Annotated in this window: 17 protein-coding genes; 11 read left to right on the forward strand and 6 right to left on the reverse strand. The window is 72.4% G+C overall.

Going from position 1 to position 20741, the window contains the following annotated elements:
- Positions 1-81 precede the first annotated feature (81 nt).
- From ACIQWR_RS14110 to ACIQWR_RS14125, 4 genes are read right to left on the reverse strand one after another with little or no spacing between them, the layout of a single operon-like run.
- Complete coding sequence (locus tag ACIQWR_RS14110; RefSeq protein WP_404008276.1) at positions 82-909, reverse strand: DUF3159 domain-containing protein; 828 nt, start codon at positions 907-909, stop codon at positions 82-84.
- A gap of 3 nt (positions 910-912) precedes the next feature.
- A complete protein-coding gene (locus ACIQWR_RS14115) occupies positions 913-1332 on the reverse strand; it encodes an OB-fold nucleic acid binding domain-containing protein (protein WP_330333123.1) in 420 nt (139 codons plus the stop codon).
- Between the two features lie 24 nt (positions 1333-1356).
- Positions 1357-2043 carry a response regulator gene (locus tag ACIQWR_RS14120; RefSeq protein ID WP_399261697.1) on the reverse strand — a complete coding sequence of 229 codons (687 nt, stop codon included), beginning with the start codon at positions 2041-2043 and terminating at the stop codon, positions 1357-1359.
- Entirely contained in the window at positions 2040-4655 is a 2616-nt protein-coding gene (locus ACIQWR_RS14125) for an ATP-binding protein (RefSeq protein WP_404008280.1), read from the reverse strand. Before ACIQWR_RS14125 ends, ACIQWR_RS14120 begins: the two co-directional genes overlap by 4 nt.
- Positions 4656-5266: 611 nt before the next feature.
- Between ACIQWR_RS14125 and ACIQWR_RS14130 the strand changes: the two genes are divergently transcribed.
- Both ACIQWR_RS14130 and ACIQWR_RS14135 read left to right on the forward strand, forming a co-directional pair.
- The gene (locus ACIQWR_RS14130; RefSeq protein ID WP_404008283.1) at positions 5267-6151 is read left to right on the forward strand and encodes a helix-turn-helix domain-containing protein; all 885 of its coding nucleotides are present in this window, start codon (positions 5267-5269) and stop codon (positions 6149-6151) included.
- A 208-nt stretch (positions 6152-6359) separates the two neighbouring features.
- Positions 6360-6572, forward strand: coding sequence for a DUF397 domain-containing protein (locus ACIQWR_RS14135; protein ID WP_354380417.1), 213 nt, complete (start codon positions 6360-6362; stop codon positions 6570-6572).
- Positions 6573-6807: 235 nt separating this feature from the next.
- Here the strand turns inward: ACIQWR_RS14135 and ACIQWR_RS14140 are convergent, their stop codons facing one another.
- Complete coding sequence (locus ACIQWR_RS14140; protein WP_404008286.1) at positions 6808-7650, reverse strand: hypothetical protein; 843 nt, start codon at positions 7648-7650, stop codon at positions 6808-6810.
- Between the two features lie 76 nt (positions 7651-7726).
- Between ACIQWR_RS14140 and ACIQWR_RS14145 the strand changes: the two genes are divergently transcribed.
- From ACIQWR_RS14145 to ACIQWR_RS14155, 3 genes are all read left to right on the forward strand, one after another.
- Positions 7727-8959, forward strand: coding sequence for a PLP-dependent aminotransferase family protein (locus tag ACIQWR_RS14145; protein ID WP_404008289.1), 1233 nt, complete (start codon positions 7727-7729; stop codon positions 8957-8959).
- 253 nt (positions 8960-9212) lie between these two features.
- Positions 9213-9995, forward strand: coding sequence for an SDR family oxidoreductase (locus tag ACIQWR_RS14150; RefSeq protein WP_404008292.1), 783 nt, complete (start codon positions 9213-9215; stop codon positions 9993-9995).
- Positions 9996-10047: 52 nt separating this feature from the next.
- Positions 10048-12645 (forward strand): bifunctional FO biosynthesis protein CofGH, encoded by a 2598-nt coding sequence (locus ACIQWR_RS14155; protein WP_404008294.1) that lies wholly within the window; start codon positions 10048-10050, stop codon positions 12643-12645.
- 88 nt (positions 12646-12733) lie between these two features.
- Here ACIQWR_RS14155 and ACIQWR_RS14160 read toward each other — a convergent pair whose 3' ends face one another.
- On the reverse strand, positions 12734-13828 hold the full coding sequence (locus tag ACIQWR_RS14160) for a tyrosine-protein phosphatase (RefSeq protein WP_404008297.1): 1095 nt from the start codon (positions 13826-13828) through the stop codon (positions 12734-12736).
- Positions 13829-14089: 261 nt separating this feature from the next.
- Here ACIQWR_RS14160 and ACIQWR_RS14165 point away from each other — a divergent pair, with 261 nt between their 5' ends.
- The 6 genes from ACIQWR_RS14165 (at position 14090) to ACIQWR_RS14190 (ending at position 20732) form a co-directional block, all read left to right on the forward strand.
- On the forward strand, positions 14090-15229 hold the full coding sequence (locus ACIQWR_RS14165; protein ID WP_404008299.1) for an ADP-ribosylglycohydrolase family protein: 1140 nt from the start codon (positions 14090-14092) through the stop codon (positions 15227-15229).
- Positions 15230-15306: 77 nt separating this feature from the next.
- Positions 15307-17178 (forward strand): toll/interleukin-1 receptor domain-containing protein, encoded by a 1872-nt coding sequence (locus ACIQWR_RS14170; protein ID WP_404008302.1) that lies wholly within the window; start codon positions 15307-15309, stop codon positions 17176-17178.
- 62 nt (positions 17179-17240) lie between these two features.
- A complete protein-coding gene (locus ACIQWR_RS14175; RefSeq protein WP_404008503.1) occupies positions 17241-18101 on the forward strand; it encodes a TIGR03619 family F420-dependent LLM class oxidoreductase in 861 nt (286 codons plus the stop codon).
- Positions 18102-18209: 108 nt separating this feature from the next.
- The gene (locus ACIQWR_RS14180) at positions 18210-18611 is read left to right on the forward strand and encodes a WXG100 family type VII secretion target (RefSeq protein WP_404008305.1); all 402 of its coding nucleotides are present in this window, start codon (positions 18210-18212) and stop codon (positions 18609-18611) included.
- 22 nt (positions 18612-18633) lie between these two features.
- On the forward strand, positions 18634-18939 hold the full coding sequence (locus ACIQWR_RS14185; protein ID WP_385783015.1) for a WXG100 family type VII secretion target: 306 nt from the start codon (positions 18634-18636) through the stop codon (positions 18937-18939).
- Positions 18939-20732, forward strand: coding sequence for an RNase A-like domain-containing protein (locus ACIQWR_RS14190; protein WP_404008309.1), 1794 nt, complete (start codon positions 18939-18941; stop codon positions 20730-20732). Before ACIQWR_RS14185 ends, ACIQWR_RS14190 begins: the two co-directional genes overlap by 1 nt.
- Positions 20733-20741 lie beyond the last annotated feature (9 nt).

Consider the following 20741-nt stretch of genomic DNA (forward strand, 5'->3'; position numbering starts at 1 on the left):
CCCCGCGTACACACACGGGAGGGGCGGGCGGCCCGATGGCCACCCGCCCCTTTCGTGTGTGCGCACACGCCCCGCCGGCCCTCAGGCCTGCGGGTTGCGCGCCGCCTTCGCGGCCTTCGCCGCCGCCTTGCGCTCCTTCTCGGCGGCCTCCTCGGCCTCCCACTCCGCCAGCACGTTGATCGGCGGCGGCGCCTTCGCCAGGAAGAGCCAGGTGAAGTAGACGGCCAGCACCATCGGCGGCAGCTTGAGCGCGATCAGCACCCAGCCCAGCTGCGTCTCGTCACCCCAGAAGTACAGCGGGAAGAGGATCGCGTACTTGGCGAGGAAGATCAGGCCCCAGGCCAGACTGGCCTTGGTGTACGCCGTCTTGCGCCCCGGGTTGCGGGTGCGCCAGGACAGGTTCTCCTTGAAGACCGGCCCGAGCATCACCCCGAGCAGCGGGAAGCCCACGAGCGCGGAGAGCGTGAAGGCCACGCCCAGCCCGGCGCCGTAGATCATCCCGGGCAGGTAGAAGCCCTTGGCGGTGCCGGTGAACAGCGCGAAGGCCACGCCGACGCCCACGCCGAAGACGCCGCTGAAGGCGTGCTTGACGGTGTCCTTGCGGACGAGCCGCACGATGACCAGCAGGACCGCCACCGCGCCCGCCGCGATGGCGGACATCTGCACGTTCTTGTTGATCGTGTAGATCATGACGAAGAGCAGGCCCGGGAGCATGGTCTCGACCGTGCCCCGGATGCCGCCGAAGGCGTCGAAGAGGGCCGCCTGGGTCACGGCCTTCTGGTCCTCGGTCGGCTGCGCGTCGCTCGCCTGCGCGTCGGGCAGCTGCGCGTCGGGCACCCGTGCGTGGCGCGCCCGCGCCTCCTGCGACGGGCCCGTCGGCTGATGGGTCGGTTTGTCGAATGACGTCACCGGCTAGTGCTCCTGTCCGAGCGGTCGGAGTTCGTACTTCGGGTTGAAGAGGACCCGGCGCCCATGGCTCATGGAGATCCGCCCGGAGGCGATCATGCGCCTGCCCGGTTCGATACCCACGATCGAGCGACGGCCGAGCCAGACCACGTCCAGCGCGGCGGAGCCGTCGAACAGCTCCGCCTCCAGCGCCGGCACGCCCGCCCTCGGCCGCAGCGTGACCGTGCGCAGCGTACCGGTGACCTTGACTATCTGACGGTCGTGGCAGTCGCAGATCCGCGTGCACCCCGCGGCTTCTGCGTCCTCTTGCAGCTCCGCCGAATGCAGCTCCTCCTGGGAGGTGGAAAGCCGCTCTATCATCCGGCGGAACCGGCCCCCCGGCCTGGCCGGTTTCGCGGGCTTCTCGGGACGCGGTTCAGCACTCATACAGGAAGCGTACCGGCGCGTCGGCTACCTCTCGAAGCGGTATCCCATGCCCGGTTCGGTGATGAAGTGCCGGGGGTGCGAGGGGTCGGCCTCCAGCTTGCGGCGCAGCTGCGCCATGTAGACCCGCAGGTAGTTCGTCTCGGTGCCGTACGAGGGCCCCCAGACCTCCTGGAGCAGCTGCTTCTGGCTGACCAGCTTGCCCCCGTTGCGGACCAGGACCTCCAGCAGGTGCCACTCGGTGGGGGTCAGGCGTACGTCGCGCCCCTCGCGCACCGCCTTCTTCGCGGCCAGATCCACGGTGAACCCCTCGGTCCGCACGACCACCTCGTCCTCGCCCGCGCCGGCGCCGGGTTCGGCCCGGCGGACGGCGGCGCGCAGCCGGGCGAGCAGCTCGTCCATGCCGAAGGGCTTGGTGACGTAGTCGTCGGCGCCCGCGTCCAGCGCCTCGACCTTCTCGTCGGAGCTGTGCCGGGCGGAGAGCACCAGGATGGGCACCCGGGTCCAGCCGCGCAGCCCGCGGATCACCTCGACCCCGTCCATGTCGGGCAGGCCCAGGTCGAGCACGACCACGTCCGGGTGGCGGGCCGCGGCCAGCTCCAGGGCCTGCGCCCCGTCGGCGGCGGCGTCGACCTCGTACTTGCGCGCTCTGAGGTTGATCACGAGGGCTCGGACGATCTGCGGCTCGTCGTCCACCACGAGCACCCGGGTCATTGGGGTCCTGCCTTCTGTCGCACGTCTGTGGGTGTCTGTCGCATGTCTGTGGGTGTCCGTCGCACGTCTGTGGGTGTGAGCACGACGCCTTCGGCCGCGGGCGACGGACCCCTGCCGGCGGCGCGCAGGGTGAGCACCATCGTCAGTCCCCCGCCGGGGGTGTCCTCGGCCGCCAGCGTGCCGCCCATGGCTTCGGTGAAGCCGCGGGCGACGGCGAGGCCGAGGCCGACCCCGGCGCCCCGCGGGGCGTCCCCGTGGCGCTGGAAGGGCGCGAAGATCTTGTCCTTGGCCTCGTCGGGCACGCCGGGTCCCCGGTCCACCACGCGGACCTCGACCCGGTCACCGAGGAAACTCGCGGCGACGGTCACCGGTTCCCCTCCCGGGCTGTACTTGACGGCGTTCTCCACGACGTTGGCGACGGCCCGTTCCAGCAGCCCGGGATCCACCGCGACCATCGGCAGCGACTCCGGCACGTCGAGCACGACACTGTCCTCCGGTACGCCGCCCAGCGCCATCGGGACCACCTCGTCGAGGTCGATCTCCCGGATCAGCGGAGTGACCGTACCGGTCTGCAGCCGGGACATGTCGAGCAGGTTGCCCACGAGGTGGTCGAGCCGGTCGGCGCCCTCCTCGATCCCGGCCAGCAGCTCGGCGCTGTCCTCCTCGGACCATTCCACGTCGTCGGAGCGCAGCGAGCTCACGGAGGCCTTGATCGAGGCGAGCGGGGTGCGCAGGTCGTGGCTGACGGCGGCGAGCAGGGCGGTGCGGATCCGGTTGCCCTCGGCCATCCGGCGGGCGTCCTCGGCCTCGCCGACCAGGCGCTGGCGGTCCAGTACGACGGCGGCCTGCGCGGCGAAGGCGCCCAGCACCCGGCGGTCCTCCGCGGGCAGTACGCGCCCGCTCAGGGCCAGCGCCATGTGGTCGCCGATGGGCATGTCCACATCGGCGTCCTCGGGGCGGGCCACCGGATTGGGGCCGACGCTCCCGGCGGGGGTCCAGGGTTCCACGTCGGCCGCGCGTTCCAGCAGGGCCACCGACTCCATCGCGAAGGTCTCCCGGACCCGCTCCAGCAGGGCGTCGAGGGTGGTCTCGCCGCGCAGGACGCTGCCCGCCAGGAAGGAGAGGATCTCGGACTCGGCGCGCAGCCGGGCCGCCTGGTGGGTGCGCCGGGCGGCCAGGTCGACCACGGAGGCCACGGACACGGCCACCCCGAAGAAGACGGCGATGGCCACGATGTTCTTGGGGTCGGAGACGGTGAACCGGTGCACCGGCGGGGCGAAGTAGAAGTTGAGCAGCAGGGAGCCGAGGGCCGCCGAGGCGAGCGCCGGCCAGAGCCCGCCGAGCAGCGCGGCCCCGACCGTCAGCGAGAGGAAGAGCAGCATCTCGTTGGCGATGCCGGGGTCGGAGTCGATGTGCGTGAGGACCAGGGCGAGCAGCCCGGGCAGCGGTACGCCGACCAACCAGCCCGCCAGGATCCTGCCCCGCCCGAGCCGGGCGGCGGAGCGCACGACGGGCAGTCCGCGCCCCTTGGCCACCGCCTCGTGGGTGACGATGTGGACGTCGAGGTCGGGTCCGGAGTCGCGGGCCACGGTGGCGCCGACGCCGGGGCCGAAGACGTACTGCCAGGCCTTGCGGCGGCTGGAGCCGAGGACGATCTGCGTGGCGTTGACCCCCCGGGCGAATTCCAGCAGGGCGTCGGGGATGTCGTCGCCGATCACATGGTGAAACGTTCCGCCAAGGTCCTCGACCAGGGTCCGCTGGACCGCCAGCTCCTTGGGCGAGGCCGCGGTCAGCCCGTCGCTGCGGGCGATGTAGACGGCCATGATCTCGCTGCCGGAGCCCTTGGCCGCCATCCGGGCCGCCCGACGGATCAGCGTGCGCCCCTCCGGGCCGCCCGTCAGGCCGACGACGATCCGCTCGCGCGCCTGCCAGGTGGAGCGGATGCCGTGCTCGCCCCGGTACTCGTTGAGGTACTCGTCGACCCGGTCCGCGACCCACAGGAGGGCCAGCTCGCGCAGGGCGGTGAGGTTGCCGGGCCGGAAGTAGTTGGACAGGGCCGCGTCGACCTTGTCGGGCTGGTAGACGTTGCCGTGCGCCATGCGGCGGCGCAGCGCCTGCGGGGACATGTCGACCAGTTCGATCTGGTCCGCCCGCCGGACCACCTCGTCGGGGACGGTCTCCCGCTGGCGGACCCCGGTGATCGCCTCGACCACGTCGCCCAGGGACTCCAGGTGCTGGATGTTGACCGTGGAGACCACGTCGATGCCCGCCTTGAGCAGCTCCTCGACGTCCTGCCAGCGCTTGGCGTTGCGCGAGCCCGGCACGTTCGTGTGCGCCAGCTCGTCCACCAGGGCTATCGCCGGCCGGCGGGCGAGGAGCGCGTCCACGTCCATCTCGGTGAAGGCGGCCCCGCGGTACGTCGCCTCGCGGCGCGGCGTCTGCTCCAGGCCGTGCAGCATCACCTCGGTGCGCGGGCGCCCGTGGTGCTCGACGAAGCCCACCACGCAGTCCGTGCCCCGTTCCACCCGCCGGTGGCCCTCGGACAGCATGGCGTAGGTCTTGCCCACGCCGGGCGCCGCACCGAGGTAGATCCGTAGTTTGCCGCGTCCCATGCGCTCATTCTCCGGGACGAGTCGACCGAATACGCGCAGATGAACGCCCATCCGGCCATCCCTGACGGATCCCTGACGCGATCGCGCCGCCCCGGGAACGGCCGTGGGGCGCCCCCCCCCCCGGGGGGGGCCCCCCCCCGGGCCCGGGGGGGCGGGGGGGGGGCCGCCCCGCGGGGTATTCCGGGCCCCCCCCCGCCGGGCCCACCCCCCCCCGCACCCCCCCGCCCCCCCCCCCCGCCCCGCCCCCCCCGCCCCGCGCCCCCCCCCCCCGCCCCGGGCCCCCCCCCCCCCCGGGGGGGGCCCCCCCCCGGCGGGGGGGGGGGGGGGGCCGCCCCCCCGCCCCCCCCCCCCCCCGCGCCTGCGTTCCCGGGCACCACAGGGCCCCTGGGAGCCACTGGCGCCCCACCGGCCTCGCCGGGCCCCACAGGCCCCGCCCGGCGCCGTCCGGCGCCGTCCGCGCCAGCACGCGTACCGCGTCCCGGGTCCCGGGTCCCGCGGAACCGTTCCGGCCCGTTCCCCAGCGAGGCCGCGCCCTTCGATGGCAGTCTGCTCATCATCAGACACGCAGAGAGACAGTAAGCAAACAGCAAGCAAGCGGAGGTGCCGTAATCGTGGCGTCCAATGTCAACCCCACCGTCCGACGCCGCCGATTGGGCATGGAGCTGCGCAAGCTCCGTGAGGACAAGGGCATGACGGCCGAACAGGTCGCCGAACGCCTGCTCGTTTCCCAGTCCAAGATCAGTCGGCTCGAGAACGGCCGCCGTTCCATCAGCCAGCGCGACGTCCGCGACCTGTGCGACGTCTACGAGGTCGAGGACCGCCGGCTCGTCGACTCCCTGATGCAGATGGCCAAGGATTCCCGCCAACAGGGCTGGTGGCACGCCTTCGGCGACATCCCGTACAGCGTCTACATCGGTCTGGAGACGGACGCGGCCAGCCTGCGGACCTACGAGCCCCAGGTGGTCCCGGGGCTGCTCCAGACACCGGAGTACGCCCAGGCGCTGATCCGCGGCGCGCTGCCGGAGACCGCGCCGGTCGACATCGAGAAACGCGTACAGGTGCGGATGCACCGCCAGAAGCGGCTCTCGGAGACCGACAACAGCAACGTCGACGTCGGTCCGCTGCGCCTGTGGGCGGTCATCGACGAGGCCGCCCTGCGCCGGCGCGTGGGCGACGGGCAATTGATGGTCCGACAGCTGGAGTACTTGATAGAGCAGTCGGAACAGCCGTACGTCACCGTCCAGGTGATGCCCTTCTCCATGGGCGCGCACCCCGGCGTGAACGGCCAGTACGCCATTCTGGAATTCCCGGACGCCTCCGACTCGACGGTCGTGTACATCGAGGGCGTCACGAGCGATTTGTACCTGGAGAAGGCGAATGACGTCCAGAAGTACAGCGTGATGTACGAGCACTTGCGCGCCCAGGCCCTGAATGTGGACCAGACCCGGGAGTTCATCTCCGACATCATCAACGACCACGCGGGCAAGCGTCGATAGAAGTGGAGCAAACCGGGCAGGTGGCGCTGGGCGCCGGTACGGTACACCGTCACCACCCGGCCACGGAAGACCTGGCCTGAATATGCCATCCGGACGGGTGAATGGCCCCTTCACCCGTCGGGCGGTGCCGGTAGCGTCGATCACGTCAGCCAGGAACAGGAAATTGGCTGGCGTCAATTCGGAACGACTCGCTGAACCGGAGAAAAACATGGCTATTCGACTGGGCGCCACGGAAAACTGGACGAAGTCCTCGTACTCCGGCGGCAACGGCGCGTGCGTCGAAGTCAAGTCCCCCGTCACCGAGGCCATCGCGGTCCGCGACTCGAAGGTGCAGGACGGTCCGTCCATCGCCTTCGCGCCGGGTTCCTGGACCTCGTTCGTCAACGAGGTCAACGAAGGCCGGCTGGGACAGCTCGTCTGAGCATCACGACGAGCTCCCCGACCGACCTGCCCGCACCACTGGCAGGACCCGTAGGACCGGCAAGACCCGTAGTAACCGCAGTACCCGCAGTACCCGCAGTACTGACTGGAGCCCTCTCGACTGGCCCGCCGTCCCGGCCGAGGGGGCTCGGCCGTGCCCGCGCCCCCGGCCGCAGCGGCGGACGCGACCGGGGCCGCCGGGGCCGGGGCCTCGACCAAGGCCACGGCACCACCCCCTAGCGGAGCTGGTCGACGTACCGGTCCGTCCCCGGCACGGTCGGGACGAACGGCGCCACCAGCTCCACCTTCCCGCCCGACCCCGCCGCCGCGATCTGCGCGTCCAGCCCCTGGAAGCGGTCCCAACAGGTGCGCGGGTCGGCCTCCAGGAACCACAGCAGCGTCAGCCGGGTGTCGACCCCCTCGACCTGCTTGACGTACGTCATCCGGTCGCCCGGCAGAGGGGTCGGCCGGAAGACCGTCACCATCGCGGCCGGCGAGCCGTGCAGCCGCTGCGGCAGGTGCCGCGAGCGCAGCCACTCCAGCAGCTCCGCCCGCTGCTCGGGGCCCTCCGCGTCGATGACCTGGAGGACGAGCCCGGCGTACGGGTGGTCCATCGCGTGGTAGTCCCGGGGCCCGGCGGCCCCGTCGCGGTAGACGGTCGCCTCGTGGTCCTGGAAGGCGGTGAAGACGTGCGTGCGGTCCTGGTAGACGCGCCCGTCGCGGCCCAGCCGCTTGTTGATGCCGACGGTCCACTTCATGTGCTCGTCGTAGCGGCCCTCGGTCACCCAGTACGTCGAGAGGTAGCAACCGGCGGTGACCGGCTGCGCGACGGCGGACTTCTCCGGGTAGCGCAGCTCCTGGAGTTCGCGGGTGGCGACCCAGCGGCGACCGGCGAACATCCACGGCATGGCCATGGCCCCCGCGTAGTAGTGGTCGTCCTCGTACCAGCGGTTGTAAGCGAACTCGTGCCCCGGGTGCGGCTCGACCATGGTGATGAGCGCGTGTCCCGGGTGGACGCCGTAGGGGCCGACCGACGCGAGCGCGGCGTAGTCGTCGGGGCGAGTGTCTTCTGTCGTCATGGGACCGGTCTAGCTGATGATTCATCAGATGTGGAGTGGTGGGGGCGAGTTCAGGTCGTGGACAGGTGGGTGCCATATGCATCTTCCACCGCTACGCTGCGCCCATCCGCCTCCCGAAGGAGCCACCGTGCCCGCATCCCCGCCCCCCTTCGCCGCACGGGCCGCCAGCGTCGCCGGCTCGCCCGTGCGCGAGATCCTCGCCCTCACCGAGCGGCCCGGCGTGATCAACTTCGCGGGCGGACTGCCGGCGCCGGAGCTCTTCGACACCGAGGGCCTGCGGGCCGCGTACGACGCCGCCTTCGCGACCTCGGCCGCCCGGGCCCTGCAGTACTCGACCACCGAGGGCGCCCCCGAACTGCGCGCCGTCGTCGCCGCCCGGGCGAGCGCGCGCGGGCTCCCGACCGGGCCGGACGACGTGCTGGTCACCACCGGTTCGCAGCAGGCCCTCGCGCTCGTCACCGCCACGCTGGTGGAGCCGGGGGACGTGGTCCTGGTCGAGAACCCGACCTATCTGGCGGCCCTCCAGTGCTTCCAACTGGCCGGGGCCCGCGTGGTGGCCGTGGCCTGCGACGCGGACGGGATCGTGCCGGAGGCGCTGGAGGAGGCGGTGCGGAGCGAGCGGCCGAAGCTGCTGTACACCGTGCCCACCTTCCAGAACCCGACCGGCCGCACCCTGCCCGCCGCCCGCCGGGCCGCCGTGGCCCGGATCGCCGAGCGGCTCGGGACCTGGCTGATCGAGGACGACCCCTACGGCGAACTCCGCTACGAGGGGGCGGAGGTCCCGTGGCTGGCCGCGCACCCGGGGGCGCTGGACCGTACGGCGCTGCTCGGCAGCTTCTCCAAGGTCATGGCGCCCGGGCTGCGGCTCGGCTGGCTCCGGGCCCCGGCCGCGCTGCGGCGGGCCGCGGTGGTGGCGAAGCAGGCCAGCGACCTGCACACCTCGACGGTGGACCAGCTGGCGGCGGCGCACTACCTGGCCGCCAACGACCTGGACGCGCACGTGGGCGTGGTCCGGCGGGCCTACCGCGAGCGGCGGGACGCGCTGCTCGCGGGACTGCCGGACGCGCTGCCCGCGGGGTCGCACTGGAACCGGCCGGAGGGCGGCATGTTCGTCTGGGCGCGGCTTCCGGAGGGGTACGACGCGGGCGCCCTGCTGAAGGTCGCGGTGGAACACGACGTGGCGTACGTGCCGGGGGCCGCCTTCTTCACCGGTCCCGCGGACCCGCGCACCCTGCGCCTGTCGTTCACGACCCACACCCCCACCGAAATAGCCGAGGGCCTGACCCGCCTGTCGACCGCCCTGTCCTGACCGGACTCCCTCACCGCCACCTCCAGCCCCGCCACCTCCAGCCCCGCCCGGGGGCCCCTCCCAGCGGTAGCTGGGGGAGATTTAGGCGCCCCCGGAGGGGAGACCGACCGCACCCGCCCACCCCACCGCACCCACCCACATCCGAGCCCGCCACAAGGCTTCCCACCCCGCCCGCGCCACCGTAGCCTGACGCCCCGTCAGATCTGTGCGCGCGCAAGCGCGCCCAGGCCCCGCCGCCCCACCAGGAGCCCGCATGCTGCTGCAAGGCAAGACCGTCATCGTCTCCGGCGTCGGCGCCGGGCTCGGCCACCAGGTCGCCGCCACCGTCGTGCGCGACGGCGGCAACGCCGTCCTCGGCGCCCGCACCGAGGCCAACCTCGCCAAGTCCGCCGCCGAGATCGACCCCGACGGCACGCACACCGCCTACCTCCCCACCGACATCACCGACGAGGCGCAGTGCGCCGCCCTCGCCGCCCTCGCGCAGGACCGTTTCGGCCGGATCGACGCGGTCGTGCACGTCGCCGCCTGGGACTCCTACTTCGGCGGCCTCCAGGACGCCGACTTCGGCACCTGGCAGCAGATCCTCGACGTCAACCTCCTCGGCACCCTGCGGATGACCCGCGCCTGCCTGCCCGCTCTGAGGGCCAACGGCGGGGCCGTCGTCATCATCGGCACGCAGTCCGCCGTAGCCGCCCCCTCGGAGGTCCAGCAGGCCGCGTACGCCGCCTCCAAGGGCGCGCTGACCTCCGCCATGTACTCGATGGCCCGCGAGCTCGGCCCGGACCGGATCCGGGTCAACACCGTGCTGCCGGGCTGGATGTGGGGGCCGCCCGTACAGGCCTTCGTGACCTTCAGTGCGCACTCCGAGAACGTTCCGGAGGAGGAGGTGCTGGCGCGCCTCACCCAGCGGATGGCACTGCCCGAGCTGGCCACCGACGGGGACGTCGCGGACGCCGCGGTCTTCCTCGCCTCCGACCGCGCCCGGGCGATAACCGGCCAGTCGCTGCTGGTCAACGCCGGTGAGCTGATGCGATGAGGCCCGTCACAGCAGCCCACGCACCCCGATCCTCGGATCGTATGCTCACGCCATGAGCACTCCGAGCACCGCTCCGACCGACAACTCCATGCGCCGCGCCCTCAAGCGGGCGCGCGACGGCGTCGCGCTGGACGCGGCCGAGGCGGCCGTTCTGCTCCAGGCGCGCGGCGAGGCCCTGCGGGACCTCGCCGCCTCCGCCGCCCGGGTCAGGGACGCCGGCCTCGACGCCGCGGGCCGCCCGGGGGTCATCACGTACTCCCGCAAGGTCTTCATCCCCCTCACCCGCCTCTGCCGCGACAAGTGCCACTACTGCACCTTCGTCACGGTCCCCGGCAAGCTCCGCCGCGCGGGCCACGGCCTGTACCTCTCCCCCGACGAGGTGCTCGACATCGCCCGCCAGGGCGCCGCGATGGGGTGCAAGGAAGCGCTCTTCACGCTCGGCGACCGCCCCGAGGACCGCTGGCCCGAGGCCCGCGAGTGGCTCGACGCGCACGGCTACGACGACACGCTCGCCTACGTCCGGGCGATGGCGATCCGGGTGCTGGAGGAGACGGGCCTGCTCCCGCACCTCAACCCCGGCGTGCTGACCTGGTCCGACCTCCAGCGCCTCAAGCCGGTCGCGCCCTCGATGGGCATGATGCTGGAGACCACCGCGACCAGGCTGTGGTCGGAGCCGGGCGGCCCGCACCACGGCTCCCCCGACAAGGAGCCGGCCGTGCGGCTGCGCGTCCTGGAGGACGCGGGCCGTTCCAACGTCCCCTTCACCACCGGGGTGCTGATCGGCATCGGCGAGTCGTACGAGGAGCGCGCGGACGCGTTCTTCGAGCTGCGCCGGATCCAGCGGGCCTACCACGGCATCCAGGAGGTCATCGTCCAGAACTTCCGCGCCAAGCCGGACACCGCGATGCGCGCGATGCCCGACGCGGAGCTGGAGGAGCTGGCCGCCGCCATCGCGGTGGCCCGGCACGTCCTGGGCCCGGCCGCCCGGATCCAGGCCCCGCCGAACCTGGTGGACGCCGAGTACGCCCTGATCATCGGCGCGGGCATCGACGACTGGGGCGGGGTCTCCCCGCTCACCCCCGACCACGTGAACCCGGAACGCCCCTGGCCGCACGTCGAGGAGCTGGCCGCGCGGACCGCCGCCGCCGGCTTCGAGCTGCGCGAACGCCTGACCATCTACCCGGAGTTCCTCCAGCGTGGCGAGCCCTGGCTGGACCCCCGGCTGCTGCCGCACGTGCGCGCGCTGGCCGACGGGGAGACCGGGCTCGCGGACGAGCGCGCCCGGGTCGAGGGGCGTCCGTGGCAGGAGCCCGACGAGGGGTTCACGAGCGCCGGCCGCACCGATCTGCACGCCACCATCGACACCGAGGGCCGCACCTCCGACCGGCGGGACGACTTCGACCACGTCTACGGCGACTGGGAGGCGCTGCGCGAGGCCGCCGCCCCCGGCATGGCCGCGGACCCCGGGCGCAGCGACCCCGAGCGGCTGGACACCGAGGTCCGCGCGGCCCTCGCGCAGGCCGCGGACGACCCGACGGCGCTCACCGACGACCAGGCCCTCGCCCTGCTGCACGCGGACGGCCCGGCCCTGGACGCGCTCTGCCGGATCGCCGACGACCTGCGCAGGTCCGTCGTGGGCGACGAGGTGACGTACATCGTCACGCGCAACATCAACTTCACCAACGTCTGTTACACCGGCTGCCGTTTCTGCGCCTTCGCGCAGCGCCGCACGGACGCCGACGCCTACACCCTCTCCCTCGACCAGGTCGCCGACCGGGCCGCGCAGGCCTGGGACGTGGGCGCGGTCGAGGTGTGCATGCAGGGCGGCATCCACCCGGACCTGCCCGGGACGGCGTACTTCGACATCGCGCGCGCGGTGAAGGCGCGGGTGCCCGGCATGCACGTGCACGCCTTCTCCCCGATGGAGGTCGTCAACGGCGCGACCCGTACCGGGATGTCGGTCCGCGACTGGCTGACGGCGGCCAAGGAGGCCGGGCTGGACTCGATCCCGGGGACGGCGGCGGAGATCCTGGACGACGAGGTCCGCTGGGTGCTCACCAAGGGGAAGCTGCCCACCGCCGACTGGATCGACGTCGTCACCACCGCGCACGAGCTGGGCATCCGCTCCTCGTCGACGATGATGTACGGGCACGTGGACCAGCCGCGGCACTGGCTCGGCCACCTGCGCACCCTGGCCCGGATCCAGCAGCGGACGGGCGGGTTCACGGAGTTCGTGACGCTGCCCTTCATCCACACCAACGCGCCCGTCTACCTGGCGGGCATCGCCCGGCCCGGCCCGACGGACCGCGACAACCGGGCGGTGATCGCCATGTCCCGGCTGCTGCTCCACCCGCACATCACCAACATCCAGACCAGCTGGGTCAAGCTCGGCGCCAAGGGCGCCGCCGAGATGCTGCGCTCGGGGGCGAACGACCTGGGCGGGACCCTGATGGAGGAGACCATCTCCCGGATGGCGGGCTCGGGTTACGGCTCGTACAAGTCGATCCGGGACCTGGTCGCGATCGCGGAGGCCGCCGGGCGACCGGCCCGGGCCCGTACGACGCTGTACGGCGAGGTGCCCGAGGAGCGCCTGCGCGCGGCGCACGCCTCGGACGGGCACCTGCCCGAGCTGCTGCCGGTCCTGGAGTAGGCGGGAGCGGGCGGGGGACGGACGCAGAACGGCCCGACGGTCGGACGTCCGCGCGTCCGCCCATCGGGCCGCTCCCCCTCGTGGCGGGTCAGCCGACGAGCAGGTCCCGCTTGAGCCGCTTCAGCTCGCGCGCGTCGATGCCGAGCCCCTTGTCGAGGTAGCGGTCGAAGGACCCGTAGCGGGCCGCGACCTCGGCGTAGCCGGCGTTCAGGTACTCGGGGCGGACGTCGAGCATCGGCTTGTAGACGGCGGCCTGCTGGGCCGGCAGGTGCGCGAGGACCGCGTCGTTGGCGGCCTTGCGGTAGTCGTTGCTGGCGAGGTAGTCGGTCATGACGGTCTCGGCCGGCACGCCGAGCGCGGTCAGCAGGGAGGCGTTCGCCCAGCCCGTGCGGTCCTTGCCCGCGGTGCAGTGGAAGAGGACGGCGCGGGAGCGGTCGTTGCCGATGCCCTCGAAGACCTGCGCGTACGCCTTCTTGCCGCCCGCGCCGCTCACCATGGCCTTCTCGGCCTCGGTCATGGCCTTGACGGCCTCGTCGGGGGTCTTGGGCAGGGTCTGGAAGGAGCCGGAGCCCGCGAAGACGTCGGCGACGACGTAGGTGGCGCCCGCCGGGACCTTGTCGGGGCCCTTGGTCCGCTCGTCCTCCATGCGCAGGTCGAAGACGGTCTTGACGTGCAGCCGGCCCAGCTTGGCCCGGTCGCCCTCGGTGAGCTTGTCGAGGGCGTCCGAGCGGTAGATCTCGCCCATCTTGACCCACTGGCCGGTGGTGGTCCGGTAGCCGCCCGCGTCACGGAAGTTGGCCGTGCCGTCCAGCTTGATCAGGCGGTCGGCGAGGTGCAGGCCCTGGCCGCGGTCCGGTACGAGGTCGAACCACTGGCGGTCGGCGGCGGGCAGGCCCTTGACCACGGCCTGACCGGTGGCGCCGCCCTTCGCGACGACCTTGCCGTTGGCCTTGATCTCGACCCGCTCGACGCCCTTGGGCCCCTTGGCGTTGCCGGTCCTGCGGGCGTCCCACTTCACGGTGAACGAGCCGTCGGCGCCGGCCGTGACGGTGGCGGCGGTGAACGGAACGGCCGAGCGGCCCCGCTCGTCGCTCCCCCCGTGGGCGCTGGCGGCCGGGGCGACGAGGGCGGTGAGGGTGAACGCGGCGGCGACGGCGGTCGCGGCGAGGAGTGCCTTCTTCATGCCGTCGAATCTGTGGGCCCGGCGCGAACGTCGCGTGAACGAAGCATGGCCGGAAACAGCCACCTCGAAGGCTAGTGGCAAAACGTGCCACTTGGCCGATCACCGGGCATGCGGAGCCGGAAGTACCGCTATTCCGGCCTTTCTCCGCACACTTACGGGCCGCTTGAAAGCATCTCTCCGGAATCGAACGGGCCGGTCCACTACAGTGCCCGCCAGAGCCAGCGGGGGGATGAGTCGATGGACTTGGCGGCGGCAGACGTGATGACGGGAAGCGTGACCACCGGGAGCGTGACCACGGCCCTGTGGGGCCGGGTCGAACAGCAGGACTTCCGCAGCCGGGTGCGCGGCGCCCTGCTCGGCTCCGCCCTCGGCGACGCCCTCGGCGCGCCGATCGCCGGGCTCTCCCTCGATGGGATCCGCGAGACCCACGGCCCGCAGGGCCTGACCGAACCCGCCCCCGCCCACGGCCGGCGCGGCGCCGTCACCGCCGCCACCCAGCTCACCCTCTTCACCGTCGACGGCCTGATACGGGCCCACGTGCGCCGGGACACCGGCGCCTGGCACCCGCCCACCGACGTCCACCGCGCCTACCTGCGGTGGGCCGCGACCCAGCACGACTGGGGCCCGGACGAGCGGCGCAAGGAGAACGGCTGGCTCGCCCACGAGGAGTGGCTCTACGCCCGCCGCGGCCCCGACCGCGCCTGCATGACCGGTTTCGGCGACGAGATCCTCGGCACCCTGGAACAGCCCAAGAACCCCACCGCCCGGGACGCCGGCGCGATGGTCCGCTCCGCCCCCTTCGGACTGCTCGTCGGCTGGGAGCCGGCCCTGGTACTCCAGTTGGCCGTCGAGTGCGCCACGCAGAGCCACGGCCACCCCACCGCCTACCTGTCGGCGGGCGCGCTCGCGGTCATCGTCCACGGCCTGACCCGCGGCGAGAGCCTCGACGCGGCCGTCCAGCGGGCCCTGGGCCTGCTCGGCTCCCGGGCCGGACAGCAGCCCGTCACCGACGCCCTCCAGCGGGCCACGGCCGCCGTGACCCGAGGCGTCCCCTCCCCCGAGATCATCGCGTCGCTCTCGCCCGGCGACGGCCACGGCGCCGAGGACGCCCTCGCCGCGGCCGTGTACTGCGCCCTGGTCGCCGAGGACGTCCGCCACGGCCTGCGCCTCGCGGTCAACCACGGCGGGAACTCCACCGCGACCGGCGCCCTCTGCGGAGCCCTACTGGGCGCCCTGCACGGCGAGACCGCCCTCCCGGCGCCCTGGCTGGCCGACCTGGAGGGCCGGCCCACCCTGCTGGAACTCGCCGACGACTTCGCCCTGGAGATGACCCAGGGCCCCACCCTCCACGGCCCGACGCTCTCCTCCCCGGGCTGGCTGACCCGCTACCCCAGAGCCTGACCGGTCTCGTCACGGGACCCGTCGGCGGCCTGGCGCGGGAGCCGGAGACGCGGGTGCACGGTTCCGGGAGACAGGTCGTGGAGCGCGACGCGTTCATCTCGTACAGCCACCAGCAGGACTCGGCGCTCGCACAGGGGCTCCAGCGGGGACTGCACCGCCTCGCCCGGCCGTGGACGCGCCGCCGAACGATCAACGTCTTCCGCGACACGACCAGCCTCGCCGCCACCAGCGACCTGGGCGGATCCATCAGGAGGGAGCTGGCGAACTCCCGCTACCTCATCTACCTGGCGTCTCCGGCGGCCGCCGAGTCCCGCTGGGTCCGCGAAGAAGTCGAATTCTGGATCACCCACCGCTCCATGGACCGGTTCCTCATCGCGGTCAGCCGGGGAACCATCGCCTGGGACCCCGGCGCCCGGGACTTCGACTGGGAGAAGACGGACGTCTTTCCGGACGTCCTGCGCGGCCGTTTCACCACCGAACCCCTGTGGGTGGACCTCGTGGACATCCGGGAGAGCGGTGAGTTCTCCCTCCGCCGACCCGAGTTCCGCGACGCCGTCGCCACCTTGGCCGCGCCGCTCCACGGGCGCACCAAAGACGCGCTCGACAGCGAGGACCTGCGTCACCGCCTCGCGACCCGCATCCTGCGCACCGCCGTCGTCACCCTCGCCCTGCTCCTGGTGACCTCCCTGATCGCCGGCGCCTTCGCCTGGCAGCAGCGCGACACCGCCCTGGCCCGTGCCCGCACCTCCGCCTCACTGGCCCTGGCCGCCCGTTCCCTGGAGATAGCGGGCTCCGACCCCCGCAAGGCGGCGCAGTTCGCCCTCTACGCCGACGAGGTCGAGCCCACGGGCGAGGCCGCACAGGCGCTGGGGCGGGCGGTGGCGGCGAACGGCCGGGGCACCGCGCGGGCCCAGACCGGCGCGCCCGTCGCGAATCCGCAGCAGTTGAAGCGCGAGGAGTTCACCGCGGACCACGGGCTCGCGTTGCGCGACGTCGACGGCGGGACGGACGTCTGGCGGGTCTCCGCCGCGCCCTCGGGCGCACTCCAGCGGCTGGGGCACCTGCCCGTCGCCATCAGCCGCAAGCCCGGTTCCACCGACTCCGTGGTCGTCACCGCCGACGGCACCCGGGCGGCGGTCTCCCAAGCGGCGAAGATGTCCCTGTGGGACCTGCGCACGGGCAAGCGGATCGGCTCCGAGATGCCGATCGAGGACGACGAGCCCCAGTTCCTGTCCTTCCTCCCCGACGACGTCCACGCACTGGTCCAGTGGAAGAAGGACGTCTCCGTGGTCGACACCCGGAGCTGGGAATCCGGCCAGCGCATCCCATACCGCACGGACCCGCTCCTTCGGGTCGGCATCAGCGGGGACCGCTCCACCTTCGCGTTCACCGGGAGCGACACCACGACCATATGGCGGTGGTCAGGAGGGAAGCTGGTCAAGCAGCCCTCCGAGATGCCCGGTCCCCTCAGAATCCACACCGTGGCGTTCACTGGGAACGGCGCCAAAGCGGCTGCCGTGGACACGGACGGGCGCGTGCACATCCTCGACGTCGCTTCGGGCCGCATTGTCGAGAGCACGTCCGTCACCCAGCAAGGCACCACCGCCATCGCCTTCAGCCCCGACGGGCGACTGCTCGTGCAGGCGATCCCGAAGGGCAAGGACTCCTTCCTGCAGTTCTGGGACGCCGACACCGGTGAGGCCCGGGGCACCTGGGCGCTCGACGGGCAGCCGCTGGGAACGGAGTGGCACGACCGCTCCGTCCTCAACGACCCCGACGGCCAGATCCTGACCTTCGGCAGCGACGGGTCCCTCGTCCGTCGCGGCATCGACGTCGCGTCCTGGCGCCGGATCCTCTGCGGGGTGGTGTCCGATCCGCTGAGCAAGACGGAACACGACCGCTACCTCTCGGAGTTGGCCGTCTCGGCGCCCTGCCCACCTCGTGCGTGAGCCCGTACCGTGACCCCACCCACGTCACGGAGGTCTCTGTCAGCATGCCGAGCACACCGAACCTGCGGATCGCCACCACCATCTTCCTCACCGACCGGACCATCGCGCCCGTGCCGCTCGCGCGCGCCCTGGAGAAGCGGGGGTTCTCCGGGCTCTACCTGCCCGAGCACACCCACATCCCCGTCAGCCGCGACACCCCGGCCCCGATGGGCGGCGCGCTGCCCGAGGAGTACGGGCGCACCGTCGACCCGTTCGTGGCCCTCGGGCAGGCCTCCGCCGTCACCGAGCGGCTGCACCTCGGCACCGGGATCACCCTGGTCGCCCAGCACGACCCGATCGGGCTGGCCAAGCAGATCGCCACCCTCGACCACCTCTCCGGTGGCCGCTTCACCCTCGGCCTCGGCTACGGCTGGAACGTCGAGGAGGCCGCCGACCACGGGGTGCGGTGGCGGGAGCGGCGCGAGCTGGTGCGGGACCGGATGGCCCTGATGCGTGCGCTGTGGGCGCCCGAACCCACCGCGTACGTCGGCCAGTTCTCCGGAGTCCGGGCCAGCTCGGCCTTCCCCAAGCCGGCCCAGGCCCCCCGTGAGCTCGCTTCCGGCGTCCCGCTGCACGGCCCCCGCACCCTGATCGGCGGCCAGGCCGGGCCCAAGCTCTTCGCCGCGATCGCCGACCACGCCGACGGGTGGATGCCCATCGGCGGCGGCGGGCTGACCGAGTCCCTGCCCGCGCTGCGCGCGGTGTGGGAGGCCGCGGGGCGGGATCCGAAGTCCCTCCAGGTGGTTCCGTACGCCGTCCGGCCCACTCCCGGGAAGCTGGCCCACTACGCCGACCTCGGCCTCGACGAGGTCGTCCTGCAACTGCCCTCCGCGGACGGGGCCGAGGTCATGCGGACACTGGACGAGTACGCCCAGTACCTCTGAACGACCCCCGGACCCGGCCCTCTTGACACGCGCACCTAGACTTCCCGTCGGAAATGAGCCACGGGCGGGAATCGGCCCGCACACGCGACGGACGGGGGCCGGGCCGGGATGCAGAACTCCGACCTCGACGTGTCCCAGGACGACCTCGGCCGGCTCGCCGACGACCTCGACGCGATGCAGTCGTACCTGGAAGAGCAGACGCGCCGCATGGACGGCGTCGTCGACGCCGTCGCGGCGGGCTGGCAGGGCCCCACCGCCACCGCCTACCGCAGTCTCCACCGGGGCGTGGCGGAGGACGCCGTCCGCATCCGCCAGGTCCTCGTCTTGCTCGAAGCGGCCACCCGGGCCAGCCGGGACGGCTTCACCGAGCAGGAGCTGGAGACCCTGTCGCGGCTCAAGAGGATGCAGGACACCGAGGACGTCCCCGCGGCGGCCCGCGCCCTGGAGTCGCCCGACCCGGCCCCGGCCGCGCCGCCCGCGCGTCCCCAGAGCCGGATCCTGGACATGTGAACCACGGGGGACCAGCGACACCATGACGGACGACGACCGCATCACCGTCGACTTCGCGACGCTGCGCAGGCTGTCGGGCGAACTCGAAAGCATCCTCAAGACGCTCAACGAGAAGCTCGACGGCCTGTACGAGCGCACCACCAAGGTGGTGCTGAGCTGGGACGGCGAGGCCCGCGACGCCTTCGTCGACGAGCTGGACAAGTGGGACCGCTCCGCGCAGGACCTCGTCGCGGCCCAGGCCTGGCTGCACGAAGTGGTCGTCAAGGGGCACCTCAACTACGACGCGGCCAACCGCTCCGTGCTCCGCGGCTGGGGCGGTGGCGCCTGATGGCCGGCCCAGGCACGCCCGGCACGCCCGGCACCCCCGGCGCCCCGGCCGGTCCCGCGCAGCCGCCCGGCGGCGCGGGCTCCATCGACGTCAAGCCCAGCGACCTGTGGCGGGTGTCGGGCCACATCGCGCAGCAGCAGGGCATGATGCACACCGGGGCCAAGAACCTGATCACGGGCCTGGAGAAGTACCCGGACGCGGGCGGCGCGGGCACGGACGCGGCCCGCTTCTCCCAGGCGTACATGAAGACCGGCAACCGCTGGCTGGAGGTCTGGGGCAAGGGCGTCCTGAGCATCGGCGGCGCCGCCGTCGGCTTCACCGAGACCGCGAACGCCTACTCCCAGGCCGACGCCGCCGCCCACCCCAAGCCCGGCCAGGCCGCCGAGACGCGACCGGTGCCCGCCGTCACGGACAAGACCCCGGACTACGGCAAGGTCCCCGACCTCAAGTGGGGGGACGACGACGGCGGCGACGACTTCATCCGCAGCGTGCTGGAGATGATCCCCGAGGCCGTACGGAGCATCCTCCAGCCGGTGCTGAAGAAGGCCCTGCGCATCGGCCGCCTCGCCGACGTCTTCCCCGAGCCGCAGCAGCACTACCTCAACTCGCTCTCCCAGACCTGGTCGAACACCACGATGTGCCTGGGCCAGGTCTCCGGCACGCTGACGGCCGAGGTCTCCACCATCACCAATCCGCAGCAGGCGGACTGGGAGAACGCCATGAAGACGTTCTGCAGCGCGGTGTGGGGCACCTCCGCCTGGGGCAAGGCCACCGCCGGCTACCAGTGGGCCCACAGCTCCGGTCACGGCCCGGGCGCCGCGCCGACCGGCAGCCAGCCCGTGATGACCGTCCTCTTCGACACCGCCATGGAGATCAGCAACATCCTGCGCGAGTACGCGGAGGCGGCGGTCAAGCTGAACCACGAGATCTGGGAAGAGTTCGTGAAGGCCGCGAAGCAGGCGGCCAAGGAGGTCCTGGAGGACGTGGACCTCAAGGACGGCTTCAGCATGAAGGACGTCAAGGGCCTGGCCAAGGGCCTCGGCAAGGCCGGCAAGATGCTGCTGGACTTCGACGTCCAGCTCATCCTCAAGCTGGACACCGCCGCCATCAACCGGATCGTCGACACCTACACGCACACCCTGGGCGGGCTCACCACCCGCGTGGACAACAAGATGCCCGCCCTGGACGAGGCCTTCCTCAGCGCGCCCAAGTTCGAAGCGGGCGTCGCCCGCGCGCACGGCTTCGGTGCGCGCGCGCTCAACGAGTTCAAGCACGAGCAGAAGTGGACGGTCCAGGACAAGGACGGCAACCAGGCCTTCGACCTGGCCGGCAACGAGTACCTGGGCGGCGGTCACACCCTCGACAAGCACGTCGGCAAGACCGACGAGCAGCTCGCCCAGCGCCTGCGCGACCAGTCCGACCCGCCGACCGCCGCCTGGCCGCACAACAAGCCGAAGATCGGCGGCTCCTCGACCTTCAGCGACTACGCGCACGCCCAGTCGCTGACGGAGTACAACCTCAAGAACCGCCGCTCCGAGATCCAGGCCTGGCTCACCGGGCCGCCGCCGCCCGCCGAGGGCACCAACAAGGACTTCACCAGTACCGCGCCGAACGGTGAGAACAGCGGCCGCTACGTCTCCAAGCAGCCCGACCCCGCCCACCCGGGGTCCGGGTACAAGGACAACGGCCTGAACGCCAAGGCCGTCGACGTGAAGAACGTCAAAACGGTGCTCAAATACGACTCCCGCCTCGATCCGCCGTACATCATCTACACCTCGATGCCCGCGCCGTGATCGGACCCG

The organism is Streptomyces sp. NPDC098789 (genome assembly GCF_044759975.1).
Lineage (GTDB): Bacteria > Actinomycetota > Actinomycetes > Streptomycetales > Streptomycetaceae > Streptomyces.

What these genes read in the sequence shown, in the direction of transcription:
- ACIQWR_RS14145 (WP_404008289.1), top strand. Translation starts at nt 7,727, where the DNA reads ATGCATCTTCCACCGCTACGCTGCGCCCATCCGCCTCCCGAAGGAGCC.
- ACIQWR_RS14135 (WP_354380417.1), top strand. Translation starts at nt 6,360, where the DNA reads ATGGCTATTCGACTGGGCGCCACGGAAAACTGGACGAAGTCCTCGTAC.
- ACIQWR_RS14160 (WP_404008297.1), bottom strand. Translation starts at nt 13,828, where the DNA reads ATGAAGAAGGCACTCCTCGCCGCGACCGCCGTCGCCGCCGCGTTCACC.
- ACIQWR_RS14115 (WP_330333123.1), bottom strand. Translation starts at nt 1,332, where the DNA reads ATGAGTGCTGAACCGCGTCCCGAGAAGCCCGCGAAACCGGCCAGGCCG.
- ACIQWR_RS14125 (WP_404008280.1), bottom strand. Translation starts at nt 4,655, where the DNA reads ATGGGACGCGGCAAACTACGGATCTACCTCGGTGCGGCGCCCGGCGTG.
- ACIQWR_RS14120 (WP_399261697.1), bottom strand. Translation starts at nt 2,043, where the DNA reads ATGACCCGGGTGCTCGTGGTGGACGACGAGCCGCAGATCGTCCGAGCC.
- ACIQWR_RS14140 (WP_404008286.1), bottom strand. Translation starts at nt 7,650, where the DNA reads ATGACGACAGAAGACACTCGCCCCGACGACTACGCCGCGCTCGCGTCG.
- ACIQWR_RS14190 (WP_404008309.1), top strand. Translation starts at nt 18,939, where the DNA reads ATGGCCGGCCCAGGCACGCCCGGCACGCCCGGCACCCCCGGCGCCCCG.
- ACIQWR_RS14165 (WP_404008299.1), top strand. Translation starts at nt 14,090, where the DNA reads ATGACGGGAAGCGTGACCACCGGGAGCGTGACCACGGCCCTGTGGGGC.
- ACIQWR_RS14180 (WP_404008305.1), top strand. Translation starts at nt 18,210, where the DNA reads ATGCAGAACTCCGACCTCGACGTGTCCCAGGACGACCTCGGCCGGCTC.
- ACIQWR_RS14185 (WP_385783015.1), top strand. Translation starts at nt 18,634, where the DNA reads ATGACGGACGACGACCGCATCACCGTCGACTTCGCGACGCTGCGCAGG.
- ACIQWR_RS14155 (WP_404008294.1), top strand. Translation starts at nt 10,048, where the DNA reads ATGAGCACTCCGAGCACCGCTCCGACCGACAACTCCATGCGCCGCGCC.
- ACIQWR_RS14150 (WP_404008292.1), top strand. Translation starts at nt 9,213, where the DNA reads ATGCTGCTGCAAGGCAAGACCGTCATCGTCTCCGGCGTCGGCGCCGGG.